Origin of the sequence: Microvirga alba, assembly GCF_015694465.1 — a bacterium.
Taxonomy (GTDB): domain Bacteria; phylum Pseudomonadota; class Alphaproteobacteria; order Rhizobiales; family Beijerinckiaceae; genus Microvirga; species Microvirga alba.
The window spans coordinates 106,686-129,145 of the sequence record NZ_JADQDO010000006.1 but is presented as its reverse complement, the minus strand read 5'-3'; the positions used below and the strand labels follow the sequence as shown (position 1 = coordinate 129,145).

The following is a 22,460-nucleotide window of genomic DNA, read 5'->3' as shown; positions in this document are numbered from 1 at the left end:
GTTCAGGATACGGAAATCGCGACGGCCTGAACAGCCTGAGCGAGGGCATTCGGCTCGACGGAAAAGACCGTTTGAGGCGTGCCGGCGGCAGCCCAGACGACGCTGTGCGTCAGAAGATCGTGGTCGATGAAGGTCCGCATGACGGTATCATGCCCGAAAGGCGGGATGCCGCCGATGGCGTACCCGGTCCAGGCGCGAACCTGCGCGGCGTCGGGGCGAGTCAGCGCCTCGCCAACGCTTTGCGCCACGCCGTTCTGGTCCACGCGGTTCTTGCCGGAAACCAGCAGCAGATACGGCTCGCCGCTGGTTGCGCCCTGAAAGACGAGGGATTTGACGATCTGCTCGACAGCGCAGTCGCAGGCGGCCGCCGCATCTTCAGCGGTGCGCGTGGATTGCGGCATCTCCCGGACATGAATGGCGAGGCCGAGCTGGTCTGCGGCTCGTTGCGCACGCTGGGTGCTGGACGGAAGCGGAGCGTTCATGGCTTCTCCGAAGCGTGATGATTGCGCTCAAGGGATAACATGCCCATGTCGCCGACGGTACCGTCCGGTCGCAATCCCCGCAGTTCCGCCGTGAGCGTGAAGCCTGTCTTCGTCTGATCAATGGCGAAGAGGTGATAGCCTGCCCGATGGGTCGTCGCTCCGCTGCGCGCCGAGGCGGAGGGCGCGCCGACAACCGGAACGGGGCCGCGCGGTCCCTGCAAATGCGCCACCGATCCCACGTGGTTGTGGCCGTGCAGAACAAGCTCCGCGCCGACGCGTGCGATCATGGCTTCAAAGGCGCGCGCGTCGGTGAGATTGCGTCCGGCCGATGTGCCTCCGACATGAGGCGGATGGTGGATGAGCACGATGCGGAAACAGGATTCCTCCTGTCCGAGCTCGCGCAGCATCTCTTCCGCCGCCTTCATTTGTTTCGCGCCGACGCGTCCGCTCGCGACGAATGGGAGCGTCGGGATCGCGGAAGAGAGGCCGATGATCGCGATGGGGCCATCCCGGCGCAGATACGGAAACACGCCCTCGGAGCCGTCGTCGCCTCGCGTCCAAGGTCCAACTTCTCGCAGCAGGCCCTCGAGGGCTCCTTGTACATAGGCGTCGTGGTTGCCGGGAACGAAGCTGACGTGCTCGGGGGCGCCCAAACCTTCGAGAAACACCCGCGAGGTGGCCCATTCGCTGGGCAGGCCGATATTGCAGGTGTCGCCCGTGCAGGCGATGTGGCTGGGCTTCCGGTCGCGAATGTCGGCGACCAGTTCGGAGAGAAGCACCATGTCGTGGGCTTCGCGACGGCTGCGCTGCCAATTGAACCAGCCCGTGAGACGCTTGCTCATCAATTGCCGCAGCTGAGGCCGCGGGAGCGGCCCCACATGGGGGTCTGTGAGATGCGCGAGGCGGAACATGGCGGCCCGGTTGTTGTGCGGCAGCGACAGTTCGCCGAGCGCAGGGGCTCCGTCAAGCGCTGCCGATGAAGATGCCCGCGAGGAGGACCAGAACGCCGCCGACGATCACCTGATAGGCCGCCCTCAGGAACGGCGTATCCATGTACTTCGTCCGGATCCAGGAGATGACCACGAGTTCGATCGCGACCACGATGGAGGCGATGGTCGTCGCGAAGATGAAGGCGTTCGGCCACGAATCAGGCACCAGATAGGGCAGGGTGTGGCCAAGGCCGCCGACTGCGGTCATCAGGCCGCAAATGATGCCGCGCAGCAAGGGAGAGCCGCGGCCCGTGATGGAGCCATCGTCGGAGAGCGCCTCGGTCAAGCCCATGCTGATGCCCGCGCCGACGGAGGCCGCGAGGCCGACGAGGAACGTCTCCCAGTTGTTCTGCGTCGCGAAGGCCGCGGCGAAAAGCGGGGCCAGGGTCGAAACCGAGCCGTCGATCAGACCGGCCAAGCCGGGCTGCACGTATTGGAGAACGAAGAGCTTCCTGCGGGCGTGTTCTTCCGCCGCCTCGACATTTTCGTTGAGGTGGGCGTCGTGGAGTTCACTCGCCTTGCGCTCGTGGCCGCGCTCGACTTCCGCCAGCTTGGTGAAGAGTTCCCGCACGCCGACATCGAGGGTCTGCTGGGCGGCTTTGTCGTAGAAATTCGCGGCCTGCAGCTCCATGACCTCCGCCTCGCGGCGCATCTTGTCGAGGTCGAGATGGGGGCTCCACCAAAAGGCGCGGCGCTTCAGGAAACCGCGCACGTCCTCGCGGCGGATCGGCGGCAGGTGCTCGCCGAAACGGGAGCGATAGAAATCATAGAGGGAGTTGCGATGGTCGCGCTCTTCCCCCGCCATCTCGGCGAAAATGTCGGCCGAGCCGGGGAAATCGGGGCGCAGACGATCCGCGAAAGACTGATAGATTCGCGAATCTTCTTCTTCATTCGCAATGGCGAGGGCGACGACCTCGCGCTCGGTCAGTTCCGAGAGGGTCTTCATGGAGAGCTCCTGTTTAGAAATATTCTAAACAGGAGATTGGCCGAAGCAAGCCCCTTTAGGGGAATCTTGTCCCCGCAGGCGACCGATCGGGAAGACTGATCAGTACTGAGCGCCCGGGATCAGCGTCGAATAGACCGCGCGATCCTCGAGATCGAGAGCGGGCGACCACATGAAACGGGTGGAGCGATTGAGGCGGGAGAGGAGCAGGGAGAGAAACATTGGAGCACCTTTGGTTGGCGGTGTAATACGCCTGCATTACGCGCAGGTCACGCGCCATTAAAAGGGGGCAGACATGCGTCCTATGTATAGGTTTGTTCATGTTTCTGTAATTTTGTTTTGATCTGGTGATGCTATGCCCGACATGCCGAGACCGAGTCTTCTTCGCCGCTTCGTTCAATGGGGACTCCATACCTATTGGCGCTTCTCACGCGGCTTGACGCTCGGCGTGCGCGGCATCGTTCTCGATTCCGAGAACCGCGTCTTTCTCATCCGGCACACCTACATTCCCGGCTGGCATCTGCCCGGCGGCGGCGTCGAAACGGGCGAGACGGCGCTCGAGGCCCTGACGCGGGAATTGCGTGAGGAGGGCGCCATCGTCATCGATGAGGCCCCGAGCCTTTCAGGTGTCTTCTTCAATAACAAGGCCTCTCGCCGCGACCATGTGCTCGTCTACGTGGTTCGAGAATTCTCGGTTCTAGGGGTGAAGAAGCCGGACAGGGAGATCGCCGAGGCTGGGTTCTTTCCCCTCGACCAACTCCCGGAAGGGACGACACGCGCAACCCGTTGCCGGTTAGCGGAGATTTTCGACGAGGCCCCTCCGGCGATGACCTGGTAAGAACAGGACCTGGTGAGAACAGTTTGCACGGCCCCCCGGACACTGCTATGGCCAAGAGAACCTAACGGAACGCCTCGGCTCATGACGATCACTACGACCTCGCGACGACGAAACGGCTGACTTCGATCCAGTCGCCAGTGCAATTTCGTCTTCCCGCGAGTCTGATCCATGACCGAACTCTCTCTTCTTATCCGCACCGAGCAACCCATCGATTCCGAGGCCATCGAGCGCCTGCATGAGCGCGCCTTCGGGCCCGGACGTTTCGCGCGCACCGCCTCGCGGCTGCGCGAGGGCGCTCCCCACCTGATGGATCTGTCCTTCACGGCCCTCGTCGGCACGTTACTTGTCGGCTCGGTGCGCCTGACGCCGGTCCTGGCGGGTCAGGAGCCCGCCTTGATGCTCGGCCCGCTGACGGTCGAGCCGGCTTTCGAGAATCGTGGCATCGGCGGCGCGTTGATGCGCCGTTCCCTGGAAGCGGCGAGAGAGAAGGGGCACCACAGCCTCGTGTTGCTGGTCGGCGACGAGCCCTATTACCGTCGTTTCGGTTTCAAGCGCGTACCGCGCGATCTCCAGCTTCCCGGGCCGGTTAATCCCGACCGGTTCCTGGCGCTCGAGCTGGCGGATGGCGCGCTCCTTCGCGCCAAGGGCCTGGTTGCCGCGCTTCCGGCCTAGGCTCTTGATATGGCGGTTTGAATCGGGCTCTAGCGCTTCCGGCCGCCTTCCATGACCCAGGCCGCCAACGTTGTCCCGACGAGAAGCAGAAGGCCGAGGAAACCCAGCGCCATGGGAATCACGGTCACGCCGCGTACGATGGCGCTGTCGCTCGGCCTCACCCCGATCCAGTCGCTGCCGGCAAAGCGCGAGCCGGAATGGACCGCGAGGATGCGCGGTATGGTGATGCTTTTGTCGCCCGCCATCGCCACCCGCCGCACGGAACCGCCCGTCGCCTCGGCGATGGGGCGCAGCAGCTCGGTATTGCTGAACGCGTCGGTGAGTTCACGCGGGTTTGCCGGCCCGATGCTGACGAAGGCGACGAGATCGCCCGAGCGCAACGTGTGAAGCCCCATCTCACGGCTCTCGACCTGCGCCGAGAACAGGCCGGGACGGTTCTGCGTCAGGGTGATGGTGCTTTCCGCTCCGCTCGGGCCGACCATGGTCACGGGGTCAGCCGTGTCTTTCATCGTCTGACGTTCGACGCGGATGTCGCGACCGGCGGCGGTTGCGCGAAGGGCTTCTTCTTCGAGCGCGGGCTCCTTCATCAGCCAATGGGCGAGGCGGCGCAATAGATCCAGGTGCGGGCCGCCATCCTGATAACCGCGCGCCCAGAGCCATGCGTGATCGGAAAGAAGCAAGGCGACGCGGCCTTTTTCCTCCCGGCGCAAGACCAGGAGCGGCAGATCGTTGGCGCCGGACATGACGGTGTCGCCCGATTGCACTTGAGCCCCGATGATGCGCAGCCAGTCGCCCCAGGAAGGGGGCTGAGTTTCCGAGCCGGGGAGATCGCGCGTGACCGGATGCCGCTCGCCCGTCGCCGTGATCGCTGCCTTGTAAGGCCGCTCGATGATGCGCCCATCCGGTGTGCCGGGGATGATCGGGGACATCCGTGTTTGGGCAAGGCTGTCATAGCCTGCGAATTCCGGCCCCGCCGCCACTAGCACGGCGCCGCCTTCGCGGGCATAGCGCACGATGTTGTCGAAATAGGCCGCGGGCAAAATGGTCTGGTTGGCGTAGCGGTCGAAGATGATGAGGTCGAAATCCTTGATCTTCTGCTGGAACAGCTCGCGCGTCGGGAAGGCAATCAGCGAGAGTTCGTTGATCGGCGTCGCGTCCTGCTTCTCCAGGGGGCGCAGGATCGTGAAATGGACCAGATCGACATTGGCGTCCGATTTGAGAAGATTGCGCCATGTCCGCTCGCCCGCGTGGGGTTCGCCGGAGACAAGCAGGACGCGCAGCTTCTCGCGGATGCCTTCGATCGGCACGACGGCCCGGTTATTCGCGAGCGTCAACTCGTTCGGCAACCCTTCCACTTCAAGCTCGATGACGTTCTGTCCGCCGTGCTCGATCCGCACCTGCACGGAGAAGGGCGTATCGGCCTTCACCTGCTGCCGGTCGAAGACCTGCCCGTCCCGGCGGATGGTCACGAGGGCCGAACCGGTGCCACCGCGCTCCATCACCTCGGCGCGAATGGTCTGATCCTTGCCGACGATGCCGAAGCGGGGCGCCTCCAGAAGCTTGATCTGCCGGTCGCGCTCGTCCGGCCTCCCCGTGATGAGGGCATGGAGCGGAGCTTTGAACCCGAGGCTCTCCACGGTGGTCGGGATGTCATGCACGACGCCGTCGGTCACGAAGACAATACCGGCCAGACGATCCGGCGGCACATCGGCAAGACCGCTGGACAGAGCAGCGAACAGGCGGGTTCCCCCATCTCCGGCGTCATCACCCGCATCGATGAAACGCGGTTCGACATCGGTGAGCGCCCCGAAGCGACGCTGCAATTCCGCCTTGACCTGATCCGTCATGGCCTGCCGGTCGCCAAGCGTCTGCGAGGTCGTGCGGTCGATGACGACCGCCACGATGTCCTTCACCCTTTCCCGCTCCTCTTGAATCAGCGAGGGATTGGCGAGCGCCAGCAGAACGAGGCCGAGCGCCAGCGCTCTGAGGATGGCGACGGGCCCCCGGGACACGAAGGCCAGGATCGCCAGCAGAGCTACGACCGCGCCCAACGCCCAGAGGGCGTAGGTGGGAATGAGGGGTGAGAGGCTGAGCGAGAGCAAATGTTATCTCCTCGCCCTATTGGCCAATGCGCTCAAGCAGCGCGGGGACATGGACCTGATCGGCCTTGTAGTTCCCGGTGAGCGCGTACATGACGATGTTGATTCCACCGCGATAGGCCATCTCCCTTTGACGCTGCTGATTGCCGCCGACGATCGGATACAAATATTCTCCACGCTGGCCGACCGCCCAGGCTGCGGCGAGGTCGTTCGACGTGATCAGGACCGGTGAAACGCCGTCGCCTGAGCGGGCGGGGCGCACTGCCTCGCCCTCGGGCAGCGGCGGCAGGGCTTCGATCCAGGTTTGGCCGGTCGCGTAACGGCCGGGGAAACTGTCGAGGATATAAAATGTCTTCGTCAGAACATGATCCAGGGGAACCGGTTCGAGTTCGGGAATGTCGAGGGTTGCGAGCATGCGGCGCAGATATTGCCCCTCCGCGCTGACCACTCCATCGGGCCGATTGTTGAAGGCGTCGCGGGTGTCGAAAATCACCGTGCCTCCACCCTTCATGAAGGCGTCGAGGCGGCGGGCGGCGGTCTCGCTCGGCACTGGTCTGCTCGCCACGATGGGCCAGTAGATCAGCGGATAGAACGCCATCTCGTCTCGCGCCGGATCGATGCCGATGGGTTCGCCGGGCTGCAGGGCGGTGCGCTGGCCGATCACCTGCGTCAATCCCGCAAGCCCCGCCTTGCTCGTCGCATCGACCTGGGCATCGCCCGTGATCACATAGGCCAGCCGCGTCACCAGAGCGGGAGCGATGTCCTCGCGCGGAGCGGACGGATCCGATCCCTGAGCCCGAAGGGGCGCGCTGGAGCCGGCGATCAGGAAAGCCGCCAGGACCAGCGCCACGCCCGTTCCGGCCCGGCGCAGGCGGCCGGACAGGATCGCCAGATGGCCGCCAAGCCAGAGCGACGCCAAGGTATCGGCCAGCAGAAGGATCAGCGCGAGGGTGAAGAATGGCGCGCGCAGGTCGATCGTCTGCGCCCCTGTGAGCGGGACCTCGTGCGCCTTGAGCGGTGTGAAGTTCAGGGCGGCCAGGCGGTCGCCGGGGATCAGGGTATTGACGACGAGGCTCGCATCCACCGGGCCGTAGAAACCGGGGGGATGCTCTCCATTCGCGCGCTCGGCATAGTCCCGCGTCACCGCCCGGGCATTCGCTGGCGGGGAGGTAAAGACGCCGTAGCCGTCCAGGATCAGGCGCGGCGCGACGGTCTGGGTTTGCGCGCCGCGCGTCTCCGCGCTCATTTCATGCGATGCGCCGGCGAGCGCCGTAATCCGCCGCAGCATGTCGACGAAAAGGCCTGACAGGGGCAGGTTCGACCAAGTGGTGTCCGCAGTCACGTGGAAGAGCACAATCAGGCCATCGCCGCGCTTGTCCGCTGTGACGATGGGTGTGCCATCGACCAGGGCCGCCCAGGTCTTCGAAGGCAAGTCTCCGTCGGGCTCGGCCAGGATCTGGCGGCGAATCCCGATCTCCTCGGGGACGCTCAGGCCGAAGAAGGGGCTTTCCCGCGTGAAAGGCGCGAAGGTTTTCGGCGTATCCCAGGAGAGGGTCCCGCCAAGGTTCCGCCCCCCGCGACGCAGCCGCACCGGCACCAAATCGTCATTGCCTGCGGCAAGCCGCGATCCCGCAAAGCGCAGGAGCAGGCCGCCGCGCTCGACGAAGGCGGTGACCCTGCCAAGCGATTCAGGATCGAGCCCGCCGACATCGGCGAGGACGAGGATGGAGACCTGCTCGTCGATGAGCTGGTTTACAGCATCGGCGACCGCTCCGCGCCCCATGCGGATTTCGCCGTAAGGGGCGAGGGCGCGCTCGATATAATACAGGGGTGAAAGAAGAGGTTGGGCCTGATCCGAGGTCCCGCCGAAGATGAGGCCGACACGCCGACGCTTGCCGCTCTCGTCGAGGAGGCTCACGGCACCGGCCGAGCTTTCGCCCAGAATCTCGAAACGCGCGATTGTATTCCTGACCTCTGTCGGCACGTCGAAGCCGGCCGTGGTCTCGGTCGCATTCGGGCTGAAGGCGAAGCGAGCATCGGCGAGTGGCAAATTCTTCAGGTCCAGCGCGCGCACGGTGCCAGTGTCGCGACCATTCGGCTCCGCGCGGACGATCCTGACACGCGGCTGGCCAGTCGCGATCTCGACACCGGCGAGGGCGATCGTCGGGGCGCGATCGGCCTTCAAGACGGTGATGCGCCGTCCTTGCGCCATCCGGGCGAGCCCGTCGATGAAGCCCTGTCCGTCGACGCCCGCGACGCTATCGCTGATCCAAACGATCTCGGCATCCGGCGTGTCGTTCAGAAAGCGCCCGATCGAATCCAGATGACGTTGCCGGTTCGGCAGGTGGGGAAGCGGCTTGAACGAACGCAGGCGTTCCAAGGCTGCAGCCGGATTCGAGGGTTGAACCGCGGCGGGCTCCGCCGCCGTCGCGAGAACGGTGACGACGCGCCCCTCCCGCGCGGCGGCCTCGATGCGTTCGGAGGCAATATTCATCCGCTCGCGCCAATCGTGAGCGGCGGCGAAACCATTGTCGACGATCAGCAGGAGAGGGGAGCGGCTTGCCCCTTCCGCGAGCGGATTCCAGATCGGCCCGGCAGCGGCGATGATGAGGATGGCGGCAAGAAGCAGCCGCAACAGAAGCAGCCACCACGGGGTGCGTGCGGGCGTCTCGCGATCCGGCCGCAGATCGGCGAGGATTTTCAGCGGCGGAAAATCGATCCGCTTCGGCTGGGGCGGGGTGATGCGCAGGAGCAGCCAGATCGCCGGCAAGGCCGCAAGCGCCGTCAGGACAAGCGGGGCGGTGAACGTGAGGGGAAGACCCAGCATCTCTAGCGGCCTCCCACGTTGGCGCCCCGCGAGGATGTCACGAGATTCAGGACATGCAGCGCAGCCTCGCTTGCCGGACGGTCTGTCCGGTGGATCGTGAGGGTCCAGCCGTGGCGGCGGGCCACCTCGCCGATTTCACCTCGATGCCGTTCGATGCGCTCGCGATAGGCCGTGCCCCAACTCGCCGCGTCGCCGATCCGAAGCGACAGGCCGTCTTCCAGATCGTGCAGCACGGCCTGCCCCTGGAACGGAAAGGTCTCCTCGACCGGATCGACGATCATGACCAGATGGCCGCGCGCTCCCCGGTCGGAAATGCCCTCGACCACAGCCGTGATCTCGCTGATGGGTGACAGGAAATCGCTCACCACGATGGCTTCGTGGAGCGCCGGAATCGGCGCTTGCGGCGGCAGATCGTCGGTGAGCGCACCACGATCCGCCACCATGGTTTCCGCCATGATTTCGGCAATGCGGCTAGTGGCGCGGGGCGGCATGAGACCGAGCATCCCCGCCCGCTCCCCGGCCTCGACGACGCAATCGGCGAGCGCGAGGCCGAGCACGATGGCCCGTTCGATCTTGGGCGCCTGCGCGAGATCGGAGGCGAAGCCCATGGAGGCGGAACGGTCGATCCAGAACCATAAGGTCTGGGCAGTCTCCCATTCGCGCTCACGCACATAAAGCCTGTCGTCACGGCCCGAGCGCCGCCAATCGATGCGCTGCGCCGCTTCACCGGTCACGAAGGGGCGGAACTGCCAGAAACTCTCGCCGGTTCCGGCACGTCTGCGGCCGTGGAGGCCATGGGAGAGATTGGCCGCCACGCGCCGTGCCTCCAGCACGAGACGCGGCATGCGCTCCGAAAGGTTGAGCGCCGTCTCGGTTTCATGGTGGCTTGGGAAGCGTGCGCTTTCCGGGAGGACCCGGACACGGGCCATGCGCGAGTTCCTAACCTGTCAGCCGCGAGGTCAGGCGGCTGATGACGGTCTTGACCGTTTCTCCTTCCGCGCGGGCGGAGAAGGTGAGCGCCAGGCGGTGTTTGAGCACGGGTTCGGCGAGCGCGATCACATCGCTGATCGACGGCGCGACGCGGCCTTCGATCAAGGCGCGGGCGCGAACCGCCAGCATCAGCGCCTGACTTGCGCGCGGACCCGGCCCCCAGAGAAGCTTGTCGGTGACCCCTTCCAGATGTTCGCCTTCAGGGCGTGCTGAGCGCACCAGATCGAGGATCGCATCGACGACGCTTTCGCCGACCGGCAGACGGCGCACGAGACGCTGCGCGTTCATGAGTCCTTCGGCGCTCATCGCCGCGACGGGCTTGTGCAATTCAACGCCCGTGGTCTCGATCAGGATGCGCCGCTCGGCGTCCCGGTCCGGATAGCCGACGTCGATCTGCAGGAGGAAGCGGTCAAGCTGCGCCTCGGGCAGCGGATAAGTGCCTTCTTGCTCGATGGGGTTTTGCGTGGCGAGAACGTGGAATGGCTCTGGCAGGTCGTGCCGCTCGCCGCCGATCGAGACGTGATGCTCCTGCATCGCCTGAAGCAGGGCCGATTGCGTGCGGGGGCTCGCGCGGTTGATCTCATCGGCCATGAGAAGCTGCGTGAAGACAGGGCCCTTCACGAACCGAAATGAGCGTCGCCGGTCGGCACCTTCGTCGAGAATCTCGGAGCCGAGAATGTCGGAGGGCATCAGATCAGGCGTAAACTGCACACGACGTGCGTCGAGGCCGAGCACAATGCCCAGCGTTTCCACGAGCTTGGTCTTGGCCAGGCCCGGAACGCCGACGAGAAGGCCGTGGCCGCCGGCCAGAAGCGTAATGAGGGTGAGATCGACGACCTTTTCCTGTCCGAAGATGACCGAGTGGATGGCCTCTCTGGCACGCCCGACCGTTTCAAGCGTCGCCTCAGCACTTCGGATGATCGCGTCATCGAGGGCGGTGGGAGCTTGAGCGATGCTGGCCGTCATAAGGTTATCTCCACCCGTTCGCGTCCGCCCTAAAAAGCTAGTGTGCCTTTGGTCGCTAGCCCTATGCAAGCGGGTCGATGCGCCGCAGCACGGGTTTCGCGAACTAGACGGCGAGACTGAGGATATTATGCTCTAGAAATTAGCCAATGATGGCTATTCGTCGATCCTCGAGGTCCATTTTGTTGTTCACGCTTGCGTCATGACCCATTCCGCGATCCCTGCCCCCAGCAGCGCGCTGACACGCCTGATCGAAACGCTTGGTCCGGGTGCGAGCGGCAAGGGGTTGCCACCGGTCGAGCGATGGAACCCGGCCTATTGCGGCGAGATCGACATGCGCATCGCGGTGGATGGGACTTGGCATTATATGGGTTCGCCGATTCGTCGGCCGGCTTTGGTGAAGTTGTTTTCGACCGTCCTGCGCAAGGATCCTGAACGTTATGTGCTCGTCACCCCGGTCGAAAGGGTCGGAATCGCTGTCGAAGATGTGCCCTTCATCGCCGTCGAGATGGTGGTCGAGGGGGATGACGAAACCCGGGAGATCGCCTTTCGCACCAATGTGGACGATCTGGTGCAAGCGGGGCCGGAGCATCCCCTGCGCTTCGAGCGCGAGGCCGGTGGCGGGGTGAAGCCGTATCTCCGGGTCCGCGGAGAGTTGTGGGCGAGAGTCACGCGCTCGCTCGCTCTCGATCTGATTGCCATGGGCGAGGAGCGGGACATCGCGGGCAAGGCGGTCTTTGGCATCGCGGTCAAAGGCGCGTTCTTCACGATTGCCCCGGTCTCGGAGCTCGGCGCGTCGTGATGAGTCTGATCCCCTTGGACGCTGACCATTTTCTCGCTCTCGCGGCCGAGCGCCTGCGGCCCGAGCCGCCGGACCCGACGGATGCTCTCGCCAACCCACGTGGCGACCACACTCTTGATGATGTCCCGCTCGTTCATCCGCTGACGCCGAAGGCGGCCGCCGTTCTCGTGCCCATCGTCATGCGCGACGAGCCGACATTGCTCCTGACGGAACGGGCAGCGCAGTTGCGCCAGCACTCCGGGCAGATTGCCTTTCCCGGCGGCCGGGTCGATCCGACGGACGCCTCCCTCCTGGCGGCGGCCTATCGCGAGGCTGAAGAGGAAATCGGTCTCGACAGCCGCTTTATCAGCCCGCTCGGCTATCTCGACCCCTATTTGTCCACGACCAATTATCTGGTCATGCCGGTGGTGGGGCGCGTCTCACCATCCTACACCCTGCACCTTAATCCGCTTGAGGTGGCGGATACGTTCGAGGTCCCGCTCAGCTTCCTCATGGACCCGGCCCATCACGAGATGCACGCGCGCGAATGGAAGGGCCGTGTGCGCCGCTACTATGCAATGCCTTACGAGGAGCGCTACATCTGGGGTGTCACGGCGGGCATCATCCGCAATCTCTATGAGAGGCTCTACACTCCATGACGCGGGCGATCATCCAGGAATTGCTGCTTTTTCTCCTGCCGTTCGCCGCCTTCGCTCTCTATCTCATCATCCGCCGCCGCAACCCCATGGCCTGGTCCTCCTGGAGCGATCAATCGGTCTGGCTCGTCATCGCGGGTTTGGCCTTCGTTATTGTCTCGCTCCTCTCTGCCGGGCTTTTCGCCGACCACCAGACCGGGGCCTTCGTGCCGACCCATATGGAAAACGGGCGGGTCGTTCCGGGGCGATTCAAGTGATCCAATCCCTCGACCAGAAGGCGCTCGCCGACCTGCTGCGACGCCCGCATCTGCGCCGGCTGCTTGAAGCGTTCAATGGCGGCGATGCGGAGACGCGCGTTGTCGGCGGCGCGGTGCGCAACGCGCTCCTCGGACGGCCGGTGATGGAGGTGGACTGCGCCACGACAATCATGCCGGACGACATCATGCGACGGGCCGCAAAGGCGGGTTTCAAGCCCGTCCCGACCGGCATTGACCATGGCACGGTCACGGTGGTCGTCGATGGCGAGCCGTTCGAAGTCACGACCTTGCGCGAGGATGTGGAGACGGACGGGCGCTATGCGGTCGTTCATTTCGGCCACGACTTTGAGACCGACGCGCGGCGGCGCGATTTCACCATGAATGCGCTGTCGCTTGGCCTCGATGGCGGTCTCTATGATTATACCGACGGCGTTGCCGACCTCGCGGCCCGGCGTGTCCGGTTCATCGGCAATGCCCATACTCGCATTCGCGAGGATTACTTACGCATCCTGCGGTTCTTTCGCTTCCATGCGGAATATGCCGAGGGCGACCCTGACCCGGAAGGGCTTGCCGCCGCCGGGGCCGAGCGCCAGGGCCTGACGATCCTTTCCCGTGAACGGATCAGGCACGAGCTTTTGAGGTTGCTTGCCGCAAGGCGGGCCGAAGATACGGTCCGCGTTCTCGCGGAACATGGTTTCCTGACGTGGCTGTTGGATGGCGTTGCCGAGTTCGGCCGGTTTCACAGAGCCATTGCCGCAGATGCCGAGAAACCCGTCGCGATCTGGCGGCTGGCGGCGCTCGCCGTCACGATCGAAGAGGACGCCGAGCGCTTACGGGAACGGTTGAGGTTGTCGAATGACGAGCAGCGCAAGCTCGACGCTTACGCGCACCTCGTCCGCGTTCTCAAAGTCTGGCCGGAGCCTCTTAACCCCATCGCCATCCGCCGTCTTGTGGCGGAGCACGGAGTCGAGACGCTCGCTGCTGTTCTGCCGGCGTTGGCCGGAGAACCCTTGCCGGTCATCCGCGATAATGCACTCGACGCCTTTCAACGCTTTGAGAGCGGGGGCGAGCCCGTGCCGGTCTTTCCTTTGCGCGGGGCGGATCTCGTGGAGCGCGGCATCCCCAAAGGCCCCCGGATCGGCGAGCTTTTGGCGTTCGCCCGTCGCAACTGGCTTTCGGAAGGCTGTCCCACCGACGAGGCGACCGCTGCGAGGCTACTGCGGCGGGTCCTCGATAAGGCGGAAGCGCCTTAAGGCCAGCGAACCGTCGGCGGCATCGATGACAAGATCGACTCGATGTTGCCGCCGGTCTTCAGCCCGAAGATCGTGCCCCGGTCGTAGAGCAGGTTGAACTCCACATAGCGTCCGCGCCGCACCTGCTGCTCGATCCGGTCCGCCTCGGTCCAATTCGTGCTCGCGTTGCGACGGACGATCTCCGGATAAATCTTCAGGAAGGCCTCGCCCACGTCGCGGGTGAAGGCGAGGTCGTTCTCGCGGTCGCCGGTCCAATGGTAATCGTAGAAGATGCCGCCGATGCCGCGCGGCTCGTTGCGGTGCTTCAGGAAGAAATACTCGTCGCACCATGCCTTATACTTCTCATACGGGGCGGCGGGATGCCGGTCGCAAGCCCCCTTGAAGGCCGCATGAAAGGCGATGGTGTCCGGATCGTCCTGGGTTCGACGCCGGTCGAGAACCGGCGTGAGGTCCGCCCCGCCACCGAACCATGCCTTGGTCGTCACCACGAACCGGGTGTTCATGTGAACGGTCGGCACGTTCGGGTTCCAGGGATGGGCGATCAGCGAAAGGCCGGACGCCCAGAAGCGCGGATCCTCGTTGGACCCCGGGATCTGGCCGCGAAACTCCGGCGCGAACTCGCCGTGCACGGTCGAGACATGGACGCCGACCTTCTCGAACACGCGGCCCCGCATCATCGACATGACGCCGCCGCCTCCCGGTGCTCCGCTATGGTCCTTGCGGTCCCACGGCTTGCGCTCGAAACGTCCGGGCGCGGATGCCTCCGGGGGAAGCGGAGCGGTGATCTCATCTTCCAGCGCCTCGAATGCGGCGCAGATCCGATCGCGCAGAGAGGCGAACCAGATGGGAGCTTCGGCTTGCAGATGGGCGATATCGGATGTGTCGGTCATGGCGTGGTCGCTTCAGGCGTCGGAAACGGAAGGGATCGGGAAAGTCTGGGTCTGCCGCAAAGCTTCCCCTAAAATCATCGCGGCGGTGACCGCGACATTAAGTGAGCGCAGGCCCGATTGCATTGGAACGATGACCCGCGCATCGGCTGCCTCGTGAACCTCGTCCGGTACCCCGGCGGATTCGCGCCCGACCAGGATGATATCGTCCGGCTCGAAGGCGAAACGCGTATAGGGCATGGCGCCCTTGGTGGTCGCGAGCACCAGCCGGGCCTTGCTTTCCTGCCGCCACGTCTCGAAACTGCGCCATGAGATGTGGCGGGTGATCGCGGCGCGGTCGAGATAGTCCATGCCCGAACGGCGCAGGTTTCGGTCCGAGACGTCGAAACCGGCAGGCTCGATGATCTCGACCGGAACGCCGAGGCACGCGGCCAGGCGCAGCATGGTGCCGGTGTTCTGCGGAATGTCCGGTTGATAGATGGCAAGACGTGGCATGGCATGCGTCATCGGGGCAGGGCGCGTCCACGTCAAGTGACCGCTTTGCCGCCTGTTATGTTAAAGGAGGCCCGCAAGGACGGTCCGGAGATGAAAATGTATCGGCGGTTGGAAAAGCAGATCGACCCGTTTTCCCCCTTTGACGAGGAGCAAACGCCTCCAGGAAGCGTCAGCGCCTTTTCCTGGCACTATCTGAAGCCGATCAAATCCTGGTTTGTGATCCTGTTCTTCGCCTCGTTGGTGGTCGGCCTGTTCGAATCGTCCCTCTACGTGATCATGGGCTGGTTGGTGGACATTCTGGCCCATTCCACGCCGGAGCGGATCTGGGCCGAGCATGGCAACGCTCTGTTGCTGGTCGGGGCCGCGATCCTGTTCATAAGGCCGGTCCTGCTTTTTATTCACGAGGCGATCACCAACCAGATTATCGTGCCGCAAAGCACCAACATGATCCGCTGGCGGACCCATGTTTATACGCTCGGCCACGCCTTGAGCTATTTCCAGGCCGATTTCGCGGGACGTCTCGCCAACCGCATCACCCAGGCGGGCTCAGCCATCCGCGAAATCGCGGTCACGGTGCTCGACACGCTGCTTTATGTGGCGATCTTCGCCTTTACCGCGCTGGGTATGTTTTCCACCGTCAGCCCCTGGCTTGCCCTGCCCATGGGCCTCTGGATCGTCGGCTACGTGGTGCTCCTGCGCTATTTCGTGCCCCGCGCGAAGGACCGCTCCCTCAAGGTGGCGGATGCCCGCTCGGCGCTCGTGGGGCGGGTGGTCGACAGCTACACGAACATCCTCACCGTCAAGCTCTTCGCACGGGGAGCCGAGGAGCGCTCCGCCGTTCGGGACGCCCTATCGGCTCATACCCAGGCTTTTCTGCACTCGTTCCGGCTGATCACGAGCGTGACTGGCGTTCTCGCCGTCATGAACAGTGCTCTTCTCGTCGCGACCGGGGCGCTCTCCATTACATTATGGACACGCGGTGCGATGACGAGCGGCGAGGCTGCTGCCGGGTTGGCGCTCGTCATGCGCATCCTCGCCATGTCGGGCTGGGTCATGCAGACCGTGCGCGGGGTCTTCGAGAATATCGGTGTGGTCCAGGAGAGCATGGAGACCATCGCCCGCCCGCATGGAATCGTGGATGCGCCGGTCGCTCCCCAACTCGAAGTGACCAAGGGAGAGGTGCGCTTCGAGAAGGTGTCCTTCCATTATGGCCGGGAAGAAGGCGTCATCGAAGGCCTCGATCTGACGATTCGCGCCGGTGAGAAGATGGGGCTCGTCGGCACGAGCGGGGCGGGTAAGACCACCATCACCTCTCTCCTTTTGCGCCTTCACGACGTGGAAGGCGGGCGGATTCTCGTCGATGGGCAGGACATTTCCAAGGTCAGCCAGGACAGCCTGCGGTCTTCCATCGCCGTGGTGACCCAGGACACATCACTTCTCCACCGCTCGATCCGGGACAATATCGCCTATGGCCGTCCGGGAGCGCGGGAACGGGAGGTCGAGCAGGCGGCGCACCTCGCCCATGCTCACGATTTCATCCTGAATCTCGAAGATCATCGGGGCAGGCGCGGCTACGATGCTCATGTGGGCGAGCGCGGTGTGAAGCTCTCGGGCGGCCAGCGCCAGCGCATAGCCATCGCCCGCGTGATCCTGAAGGACGCCCCGATCCTGGTCCTGGATGAGGCGACCTCGGCCCTGGATTCGGAGGTCGAGGCGGCGATTCAGGAATCGCTTTCGACCTTGATGGAAGGCAAGACCGTGGTCGCCATCGCCCATCGCCTCTCGACCATCGCGGCGCTCGACCGCCTCATCGTCATCGAGGAGGGCCGGATCATCGAGGAGGGGAGCCATGCCGAGCTTTTGAAGCGGGGCGGCCTTTATGCACGGCTCTGGCGACGCCAGTCCGGCGGTTTCCTCGGGGCCGAGGAAACGGCAGCGATCTGAAACGTCTCATCTGGAACAACTCCAATCCAGCTATGGACAGCCGCGCTTCGCCGTGCCAAAGAGCCACTGCGCGGCGACGCCCAGTCGCATTGCGCGCGCGTTGGCGCGTATGCTTGTTCCATTAGGAGGCAGCGTGCCGGATGTCTGGGTTACCAAGGCATTTTCAGACGCGCGGTTCTCGTTTGTTGACGAATGCTGGAGAGCCAAGTGGCCGAGACCACCACTGCCATCGCTGAGCCGACACGGCGCGATTTCCTCTTTATCGCCACGGGCGCAGCCGCCGCCGTCGGTGGTGCATCCCTCGTTTGGCCCTTCATTCAGTCGATGACGCCCGACGCTGCAACGGTAGCTGCCGGCGCGCCCGTCGAGGTCGATCTGACGCCGATCGCCGAAGGGCAGATCGTGAAGGTTTTCTGGCGCGGCAAGCTCATCTTCGTCCGGCACCGCACGCCGGCAGAGATCAAAGCCGCCGAGGATGTGAACGTTGCCACCTTGCGCGACCCGCAGCCTGACTCGGCTCGCGTGAAGCCGGGTCATGCCCCGTGGCTGATCGTCTATGGCAATTGCACCCATCTGGGTTGCGTGCCGTTGGGTCAGCAGGGCGAGTACAAGGGCTGGTTCTGCCCCTGCCACGGTTCGGTTTTCGATACGTCAGGCCGCGTTCGCGGCGGTCCGGCGCCGATCAATCTGCCGATTCCGCCCTATAATTTCGTGTCCGACACCAAGATCGTTATCGGTCAAGGCGCCACCGCTTAAACCTTCGGCGACGATCCATTCGATCAGGCGATATCATGAGCCAGCATTCATCCACCTACGTTCCCAAGAGCGCCTTCGGCAAATGGTTCGAGAGCCGTCTGCCTATCGCGGGTCTCATCCATTCCTCGTTCATCGTTTACCCGGTGCCGCGGAACATCAACTATTTCTGGACCTTCGGCGCGATCCTTTCGTTCATGCTCGCGTCGCAGATCCTGACCGGCGTGTTCCTGGCGATGTATTACACGCCGCATGCGTCGCTGGCTTTCCAGTCGGTCGAGCACATCATGCGCGATGTGAATTTCGGCTGGCTGATCCGGTATATGCACGCCAACGGCGCGTCGATGTTCTTCGTCGCCGTTTACGTCCACATCTTCCGCGGCCTGTATTACGGATCGTATAAGGCCCCCCGCGAGATCCTCTGGATCCTCGGCGTGATCATCTACGGTCTGATGATGGCGACCGCCTTCATGGGCTACGTGCTGCCGTGGGGCCAGATGAGCTTCTGGGGCGCGACCGTCATCACCAACATCCTGGCAGCGATTCCGGTCGTCGGCGACACCATCCAGAGCCTGCTCTGGGGCGGCTACTCCGTCGGCAATCCGACCCTGAACCGCTTCTTCTCGATCCACTATCTGCTGCCGTTCATGATCGCGGGTGTTGTCATCCTGCACATCTGGGCGCTGCACGTTCCGGGCCAGAACAACCCGACCGGCGTTCCGATCAAGTCGGACAAGGACACGGTTCCGTTCACGCCCTTCGCGACGATCAAGGACCTGTTCGCCACTGCGGTGTTCATGATCCTCTTCGCGTGGTTCGTGTTCTACATCCCGAACTATCTTGGCCATGCGGATAACTACGTTCCGGCGAATCCGTCGGTGACGCCCGCTCACATCGTGCCCGAATGGTACTTCCTGCCGTTCTACGCGATCCTGCGCGCCATCCCGGACAAGCTTGGCGGCGTCATCGCCATGTTCGCCTCCATCGCGGTCCTGGCCTTCCTGCCCTGGCTCGATACCTCGAAGGTGCGTTCGACCTCCTATCGTCCGCTCTACAAGCAGTTCTTCTGGATCCTCGTGGCCGATACGCTGCTGTTGGGCTGGCTCGGCGCCAAGCCGCCGGAGGGCTGGTACGTGATCGTTTCGCAAATCGCGACCGCGTACTACTTCATCCACTTCCTGGTCATCCTGCCGTTGCTCGGCTTCATCGAGCGTCCGCTGCCGCTGCCGAATTCGATCCTCGAATCCGTGCTCGGCCAGAAGGGTGGGGCAGGTCTGCCGGCCGGCGCCAATGCCGAACCGCAGTCCAAAGGCTGATGCGAGCGCTGGGGAATAAAAACATGATGAAGCGTACTCTTCTCATCGCCGCGGCCGTTCTCGGCCTGTCGGCTCCGGCGATCGCCTCCGAGGGGGCCAACCCGCCACAGCTCAAGTGGAGCTTTGCGGGTCCCTTCGGCAAGTTCGACGAGGCTCAGCTCCAGCGTGGCTTCAAGGTTTACCGGGAGGTTTGCTCCTCCTGCCACAGCCTGAACTATGTCAACTTCCGCAATCTTTCGCAGCCCGGCGGCCCCGGTTTCTCCGAGGCGCAGGTTCGCGCGCTGGCGGCGGAATACAAAGTGCAGGACGGCCCGAACGACGCCGGCGACATGTTCGAGCGTGCCGGTCGCCCGGCCGACCATTTCCCCGCTCCGTTCCCGAACGAGAACGCGGCGGCGGCGGCGAATGGCGGCAAAGCTCCGCCGGACCTGTCCTTGATGCCGAAGGCGCGCACCTACGAGCGCGGCTTCCCCTGGTTCATCTTCGACGCCTTCACCCAGTTCGCGGAAAATGGCTCGGATTACCTTGTCGCGGTGCTGACCGGCTATCACGAAGCCCCCAAGGGCTTCTCGGTGCCGGAAGGTGGCCACTACAATTCGTACTTCCCGGGCAACGTGATCGCGATGCCGAAGCCGCTGAGCGACGGTCAGGTCGAATACCCGAAGGGCGCCGACGGCAAGTCGCCGGTCCCCGAGACAGTCGACCAATACGCCCGCGACGTCACGGCCTTCCTCATGTGGACGGCCGAGCCGCACCTCGATGCCCGCAAGCGCATCGGCTTCCAGGTGATCCTGTTCCTTCTGGTTCTCTCCGGCCTGCTCTACTTCACGAAGAAGAAGATCTGGTCTCGCATCGAGCACTAAGGCAGAGACGCACGAACCGATTGAGAGAGGCCCCATCCGGGGCCTTTTTCTTTGGATCGTCGTAATGCGGGCATGGCCTCTGCCGGGGCTCTCGCCCTATGGTCCTTCTCACTGAGAAGACGGCTGGTTCTCCGGGAGACCAAGGCAATGACGAAGGCGGTTCTAGGCATCATCGGCGGGTCGGGCGTTTACGATCTGCCGGGTCTCGAAGACGTGCGGGAAGAGCGAATCTCGTCTCCCTTCGGCGAACCGTCGGATGCGCTGCGCATCGGCCGCATCGGCGCGACGAAGGTGGTTTTCCTCGCTCGCCATGGGCGCGGCCATCGCTATTCACCATCGGATATCAATTACCGGGCGAACGTGGACGCGATGAAGCGGGCGGGCGTGACCGATCTGATTTCGGTCTCGGCCTGCGGCTCGTTCAAGCAGGAGTTCTATCCGGGCTTCTTCGTGCTGGTGGATCAGTTCGTGGATCGGACCCACAAGCGCGAGTCCTCGTTCTTCGGAAAAGGCTGCGTGGCCCATGTGCCCATGGCGCATCCGGTTGGCCCCCGGCTCCAGGAGCGCATTGCAGAGGCGGCGAAGGCGGAGGGAATTCCGTTCAGCCGTGGCGGGACGCATGTGACGATCGAGGGGCCGCAATTCTCGACCTATGCCGAATCGATGACCTACAAGGGCCTCGGCTATGATGTCATCGGCATGACGGCCATGCCGGAGGCCAAGCTCGCCCGCGAGGCCGAGATTACTTACGCCATCGTGGCCATGGTGACGGATTTCGATTGCTGGCACCCGGAGCACGACGAGGTGGACGTTGCCGCTGTCGTTGCCGTGGCGCAGCAGAACGCGGCCAAGGTGGCCAAGCTGATCGCCCGCGTGGCGCGGGACTTTCCGGCCGAACACGAGGCCTGTCCTAGCGGGTCCGACCGGGCGCTGGATGGGGCCATCATGACGGCACCATCTGCACGCGATCCCGAGCTTCTCAAGAAGCTCGACGCGGTGGCCGGCCGGGTGCTCTAAAGCCTCACCAACTCATCGTTCCGCTCATGTGGCCGAAGCCGAACACGAGCCGGAATATCCACCCGACGACTGCGAAGATCAGGGCGACGATGAAGGTGGCAGGGATTGCGGCAAGAGCAACCTTGACGAAAAACGCCGCGAGCCTTCCAAAGGGGATGTCGATATCCGTCAGGACGGTCCGAGAGGACGGTTCGGGCATAGCGAAACTCCGCAACAAGTAATCTCAACCTTCCTGACATATGGCAGACTTTCCTATGGACCAGCGCCTCGCGACCGACCTGAAAGCCGCAATTCGCTCGATTCCGGATTACCCGAAGCCTGGAATCATCTTTCGGGACATCACGACCCTGCTGGGGGACGCGCGGGCCTTCCGGCGTGCGGTTGATGAGCTCGTTCATCCCTTCGCGGGCGGGCGCGTCGACAAGGTGGCGGGCATCGAGGCCCGCGGCTTCATCCTCGGCGGAGCGGTGGCGCACCAACTCTCATCAGGCTTCGTGCCGATCCGCAAAAAGGGCAAGCTGCCCCACGAGACCGTGCGCATCGCCTATTCGCTTGAATACGGGGTCGACGAGATGGAAATCCACACGGACGCCATCGGTCAGGATGAGCGGGTTGTTCTCGTCGATGACCTGATCGCCACGGGCGGCACCGCCGTTGCCGCAACGCAGCTCCTGCGCCAGATGGGCGCGAACATCGTCGCCGCCTGCTTCATCATCGACCTGCCCGATCTCGGCGGCGCGCAGAAGCTGCGCGACCTCGGGGTCGAGGTGCGAAGCCTGGTCAGCTTCGAAGGGCACTAGCATCGCATGCGGCCATGGTGGCCCGCATCGCAAGAGAGCCTGAGACAATGCTTGCCGAGGAGATGAAGGGCGTTCTCGCCTTTCTGAAGAGCGCCGAAAAGCTGAAAGACACCCTCCGCAGCGGGCATACGTCCGGTGGGCGGGGGGAGAGCACGGCGGAGCATACCTGGCGGCTCTGCCTGATGGTCCTCGTCTTCGCACGCGAACTGCCCGGCATCGATGTCTTGAAGCTTCTGAAGCTGTGCATCGTGCACGACCTCGGCGAGGCGCTGAGCGGTGATATTCCGGCTATCTTTCAGACAGAGGGCGCCCATAAGAGCGAGCAGGAGCGCTCCGATCTTCAGGTGCTGACTCAGCCGCTGCCTCCCGCGCAGCGCAGCGAAATACTCTCCCTGTGGGAGGAATACGAGGCCGCATCATCCCCCGAGGCCGTGTTGGCAAAAGGGTTCGACAAGCTCGAAACCATCCTTCAGCATAATCAGGGTCTCAACCCCGCAGACTTCGACTACGCCTTCAATCTGACTTATGGGCTCAAGCAGACCTCAGCCCATCCGCTGGTCGCCAGCCTCCGCGCGATCCTCGACGAGGAGACGCGCGCCCACGCGACGGAGCAGGGCCGGATCAGGTAAATCGTC

At 64.0% G+C, this 22,460-nt stretch carries 23 protein-coding genes; 13 read left to right on the top strand and 10 right to left on the bottom strand.

Features of this window, described 5'->3' with window-relative positions:
* Nucleotides 1-2: 2 nt before the first annotated feature.
* Genes I2H38_RS13455 through mbfA form a run of 3 tightly spaced genes read right to left on the bottom strand, consistent with a single transcriptional unit; the run spans nt 3 to nt 2,417 of the window.
* On the bottom strand, nt 3-482 hold the full coding sequence (locus I2H38_RS13455; protein WP_196272373.1) for a YbaK/EbsC family protein: 480 nt from the start codon (nt 480-482) through the stop codon (nt 3-5).
* Nucleotides 479-1,393: a metallophosphoesterase family protein gene (locus tag I2H38_RS13450; protein ID WP_196272372.1), complete on the bottom strand. Its 915-nt coding sequence runs from the start codon at nt 1,391-1,393 to the stop codon at nt 479-481. Before I2H38_RS13450 ends, I2H38_RS13455 begins: the two co-directional genes overlap by 4 nt.
* Before the next feature lie 52 nt (nt 1,394-1,445).
* Nucleotides 1,446-2,417, bottom strand: coding sequence for an iron exporter MbfA (mbfA, locus tag I2H38_RS13445; RefSeq protein WP_196272371.1), 972 nt, complete (start codon nt 2,415-2,417; stop codon nt 1,446-1,448).
* A 352-nt stretch (nt 2,418-2,769) separates the two neighbouring features.
* Between mbfA and I2H38_RS13440 the strand changes: the two genes are divergently transcribed.
* Nucleotides 2,770-3,252, top strand: coding sequence for an NUDIX domain-containing protein (locus I2H38_RS13440; protein WP_196272370.1), 483 nt, complete (start codon nt 2,770-2,772; stop codon nt 3,250-3,252).
* A 168-nt stretch (nt 3,253-3,420) separates the two neighbouring features.
* Nucleotides 3,421-3,924, top strand: coding sequence for a GNAT family N-acetyltransferase (locus tag I2H38_RS13435; RefSeq protein ID WP_196272369.1), 504 nt, complete (start codon nt 3,421-3,423; stop codon nt 3,922-3,924).
* Nucleotides 3,925-3,953: 29 nt separating this feature from the next.
* Here I2H38_RS13435 and I2H38_RS13430 read toward each other — a convergent pair whose 3' ends face one another.
* Genes I2H38_RS13430 through I2H38_RS13415 form a run of 4 tightly spaced genes read right to left on the bottom strand, consistent with a single transcriptional unit; the run spans nt 3,954 to nt 10,806 of the window.
* Nucleotides 3,954-6,026, bottom strand: coding sequence for a hypothetical protein (locus tag I2H38_RS13430; protein WP_196272368.1), 2,073 nt, complete (start codon nt 6,024-6,026; stop codon nt 3,954-3,956).
* A gap of 16 nt (nt 6,027-6,042) precedes the next feature.
* Nucleotides 6,043-8,850 carry a DUF4159 domain-containing protein gene (locus I2H38_RS13425; protein ID WP_196272367.1) on the bottom strand — a complete coding sequence of 936 codons (2,808 nt, stop codon included), beginning with the start codon at nt 8,848-8,850 and terminating at the stop codon, nt 6,043-6,045.
* A gap of 2 nt (nt 8,851-8,852) precedes the next feature.
* Nucleotides 8,853-9,779: a DUF58 domain-containing protein gene (locus I2H38_RS13420; RefSeq protein WP_196272366.1), complete on the bottom strand. Its 927-nt coding sequence runs from the start codon at nt 9,777-9,779 to the stop codon at nt 8,853-8,855.
* A 10-nt stretch (nt 9,780-9,789) separates the two neighbouring features.
* Nucleotides 9,790-10,806, bottom strand: coding sequence for an AAA family ATPase (locus I2H38_RS13415; RefSeq protein WP_196272365.1), 1,017 nt, complete (start codon nt 10,804-10,806; stop codon nt 9,790-9,792).
* Nucleotides 10,807-11,005: 199 nt separating this feature from the next.
* Between I2H38_RS13415 and I2H38_RS13410 the strand changes: the two genes are divergently transcribed.
* The 4 genes from I2H38_RS13410 to I2H38_RS13395 are packed head-to-tail and all read left to right on the top strand — an operon-like array spanning nt 11,006 to nt 13,750.
* Entirely contained in the window at nt 11,006-11,605 is a 600-nt protein-coding gene (locus I2H38_RS13410; protein WP_196272364.1) for a DUF1285 domain-containing protein, read from the top strand.
* The gene (locus I2H38_RS13405) at nt 11,605-12,243 is read left to right on the top strand and encodes a CoA pyrophosphatase (RefSeq protein ID WP_196272363.1); all 639 of its coding nucleotides are present in this window, start codon (nt 11,605-11,607) and stop codon (nt 12,241-12,243) included. The genes I2H38_RS13410 and I2H38_RS13405 overlap by 1 nt, the downstream gene beginning before the upstream one ends.
* Nucleotides 12,240-12,497, top strand: a complete 258-nt coding sequence (locus tag I2H38_RS13400; RefSeq protein ID WP_196272362.1) for a DUF6111 family protein — start codon at nt 12,240-12,242, stop codon at nt 12,495-12,497. The genes I2H38_RS13405 and I2H38_RS13400 overlap by 4 nt, the downstream gene beginning before the upstream one ends.
* A complete protein-coding gene (locus tag I2H38_RS13395; RefSeq protein WP_196272361.1) occupies nt 12,494-13,750 on the top strand; it encodes a CCA tRNA nucleotidyltransferase in 1,257 nt (418 codons plus the stop codon). The genes I2H38_RS13400 and I2H38_RS13395 overlap by 4 nt, the downstream gene beginning before the upstream one ends.
* On the opposite strand, the gene hemF is transcribed toward I2H38_RS13395, so the two are convergent.
* Nucleotides 13,747-14,640 carry an oxygen-dependent coproporphyrinogen oxidase gene (hemF, locus tag I2H38_RS13390; RefSeq protein WP_196272360.1) on the bottom strand — a complete coding sequence of 298 codons (894 nt, stop codon included), beginning with the start codon at nt 14,638-14,640 and terminating at the stop codon, nt 13,747-13,749. The two genes, I2H38_RS13395 and hemF, sit on opposite strands and share 4 nt — an antisense overlap.
* 12 nt (nt 14,641-14,652) lie before the next feature.
* Entirely contained in the window at nt 14,653-15,132 is a 480-nt protein-coding gene (locus I2H38_RS13385) for a tRNA (cytidine(34)-2'-O)-methyltransferase (protein ID WP_196272359.1), read from the bottom strand.
* 96 nt (nt 15,133-15,228) lie between these two features.
* On the opposite strand from I2H38_RS13385, the gene I2H38_RS13380 reads away from it, so the two are divergent.
* The 5 genes from I2H38_RS13380 (at nt 15,229) to I2H38_RS13360 (ending at nt 21,025) form a co-directional block, all read left to right on the top strand.
* Nucleotides 15,229-17,076, top strand: coding sequence for an ABC transporter ATP-binding protein (locus I2H38_RS13380; protein ID WP_196272499.1), 1,848 nt, complete (start codon nt 15,229-15,231; stop codon nt 17,074-17,076).
* Between the two features lie 207 nt (nt 17,077-17,283).
* Entirely contained in the window at nt 17,284-17,832 is a 549-nt protein-coding gene (petA, locus tag I2H38_RS13375) for a ubiquinol-cytochrome c reductase iron-sulfur subunit (protein ID WP_407664073.1), read from the top strand.
* A 35-nt stretch (nt 17,833-17,867) separates the two neighbouring features.
* Nucleotides 17,868-19,145 carry a cytochrome b gene (locus I2H38_RS13370; protein WP_196272357.1) on the top strand — a complete coding sequence of 426 codons (1,278 nt, stop codon included), beginning with the start codon at nt 17,868-17,870 and terminating at the stop codon, nt 19,143-19,145.
* A gap of 23 nt (nt 19,146-19,168) precedes the next feature.
* A complete protein-coding gene (locus I2H38_RS13365; protein WP_196272356.1) occupies nt 19,169-20,008 on the top strand; it encodes a cytochrome c1 in 840 nt (279 codons plus the stop codon).
* 147 nt (nt 20,009-20,155) lie between these two features.
* Nucleotides 20,156-21,025, top strand: coding sequence for an S-methyl-5'-thioadenosine phosphorylase (locus I2H38_RS13360; protein WP_196272355.1), 870 nt, complete (start codon nt 20,156-20,158; stop codon nt 21,023-21,025).
* A 4-nt stretch (nt 21,026-21,029) separates the two neighbouring features.
* On the opposite strand, the gene I2H38_RS13355 is transcribed toward I2H38_RS13360, so the two are convergent.
* The gene (locus I2H38_RS13355) at nt 21,030-21,224 is read right to left on the bottom strand and encodes a hypothetical protein (RefSeq protein WP_196272354.1); all 195 of its coding nucleotides are present in this window, start codon (nt 21,222-21,224) and stop codon (nt 21,030-21,032) included.
* Nucleotides 21,225-21,279: 55 nt separating this feature from the next.
* Here I2H38_RS13355 and I2H38_RS13350 point away from each other — a divergent pair, with 55 nt between their 5' ends.
* Both I2H38_RS13350 and I2H38_RS13345 read left to right on the top strand, forming a co-directional pair.
* Nucleotides 21,280-21,825: an adenine phosphoribosyltransferase gene (locus I2H38_RS13350; RefSeq protein ID WP_196272353.1), complete on the top strand. Its 546-nt coding sequence runs from the start codon at nt 21,280-21,282 to the stop codon at nt 21,823-21,825.
* A 14-nt stretch (nt 21,826-21,839) separates the two neighbouring features.
* Nucleotides 21,840-22,454, top strand: coding sequence for an HD domain-containing protein (locus I2H38_RS13345; RefSeq protein ID WP_229426694.1), 615 nt, complete (start codon nt 21,840-21,842; stop codon nt 22,452-22,454).
* Nucleotides 22,455-22,460: the final 6 nt, after the last annotated feature.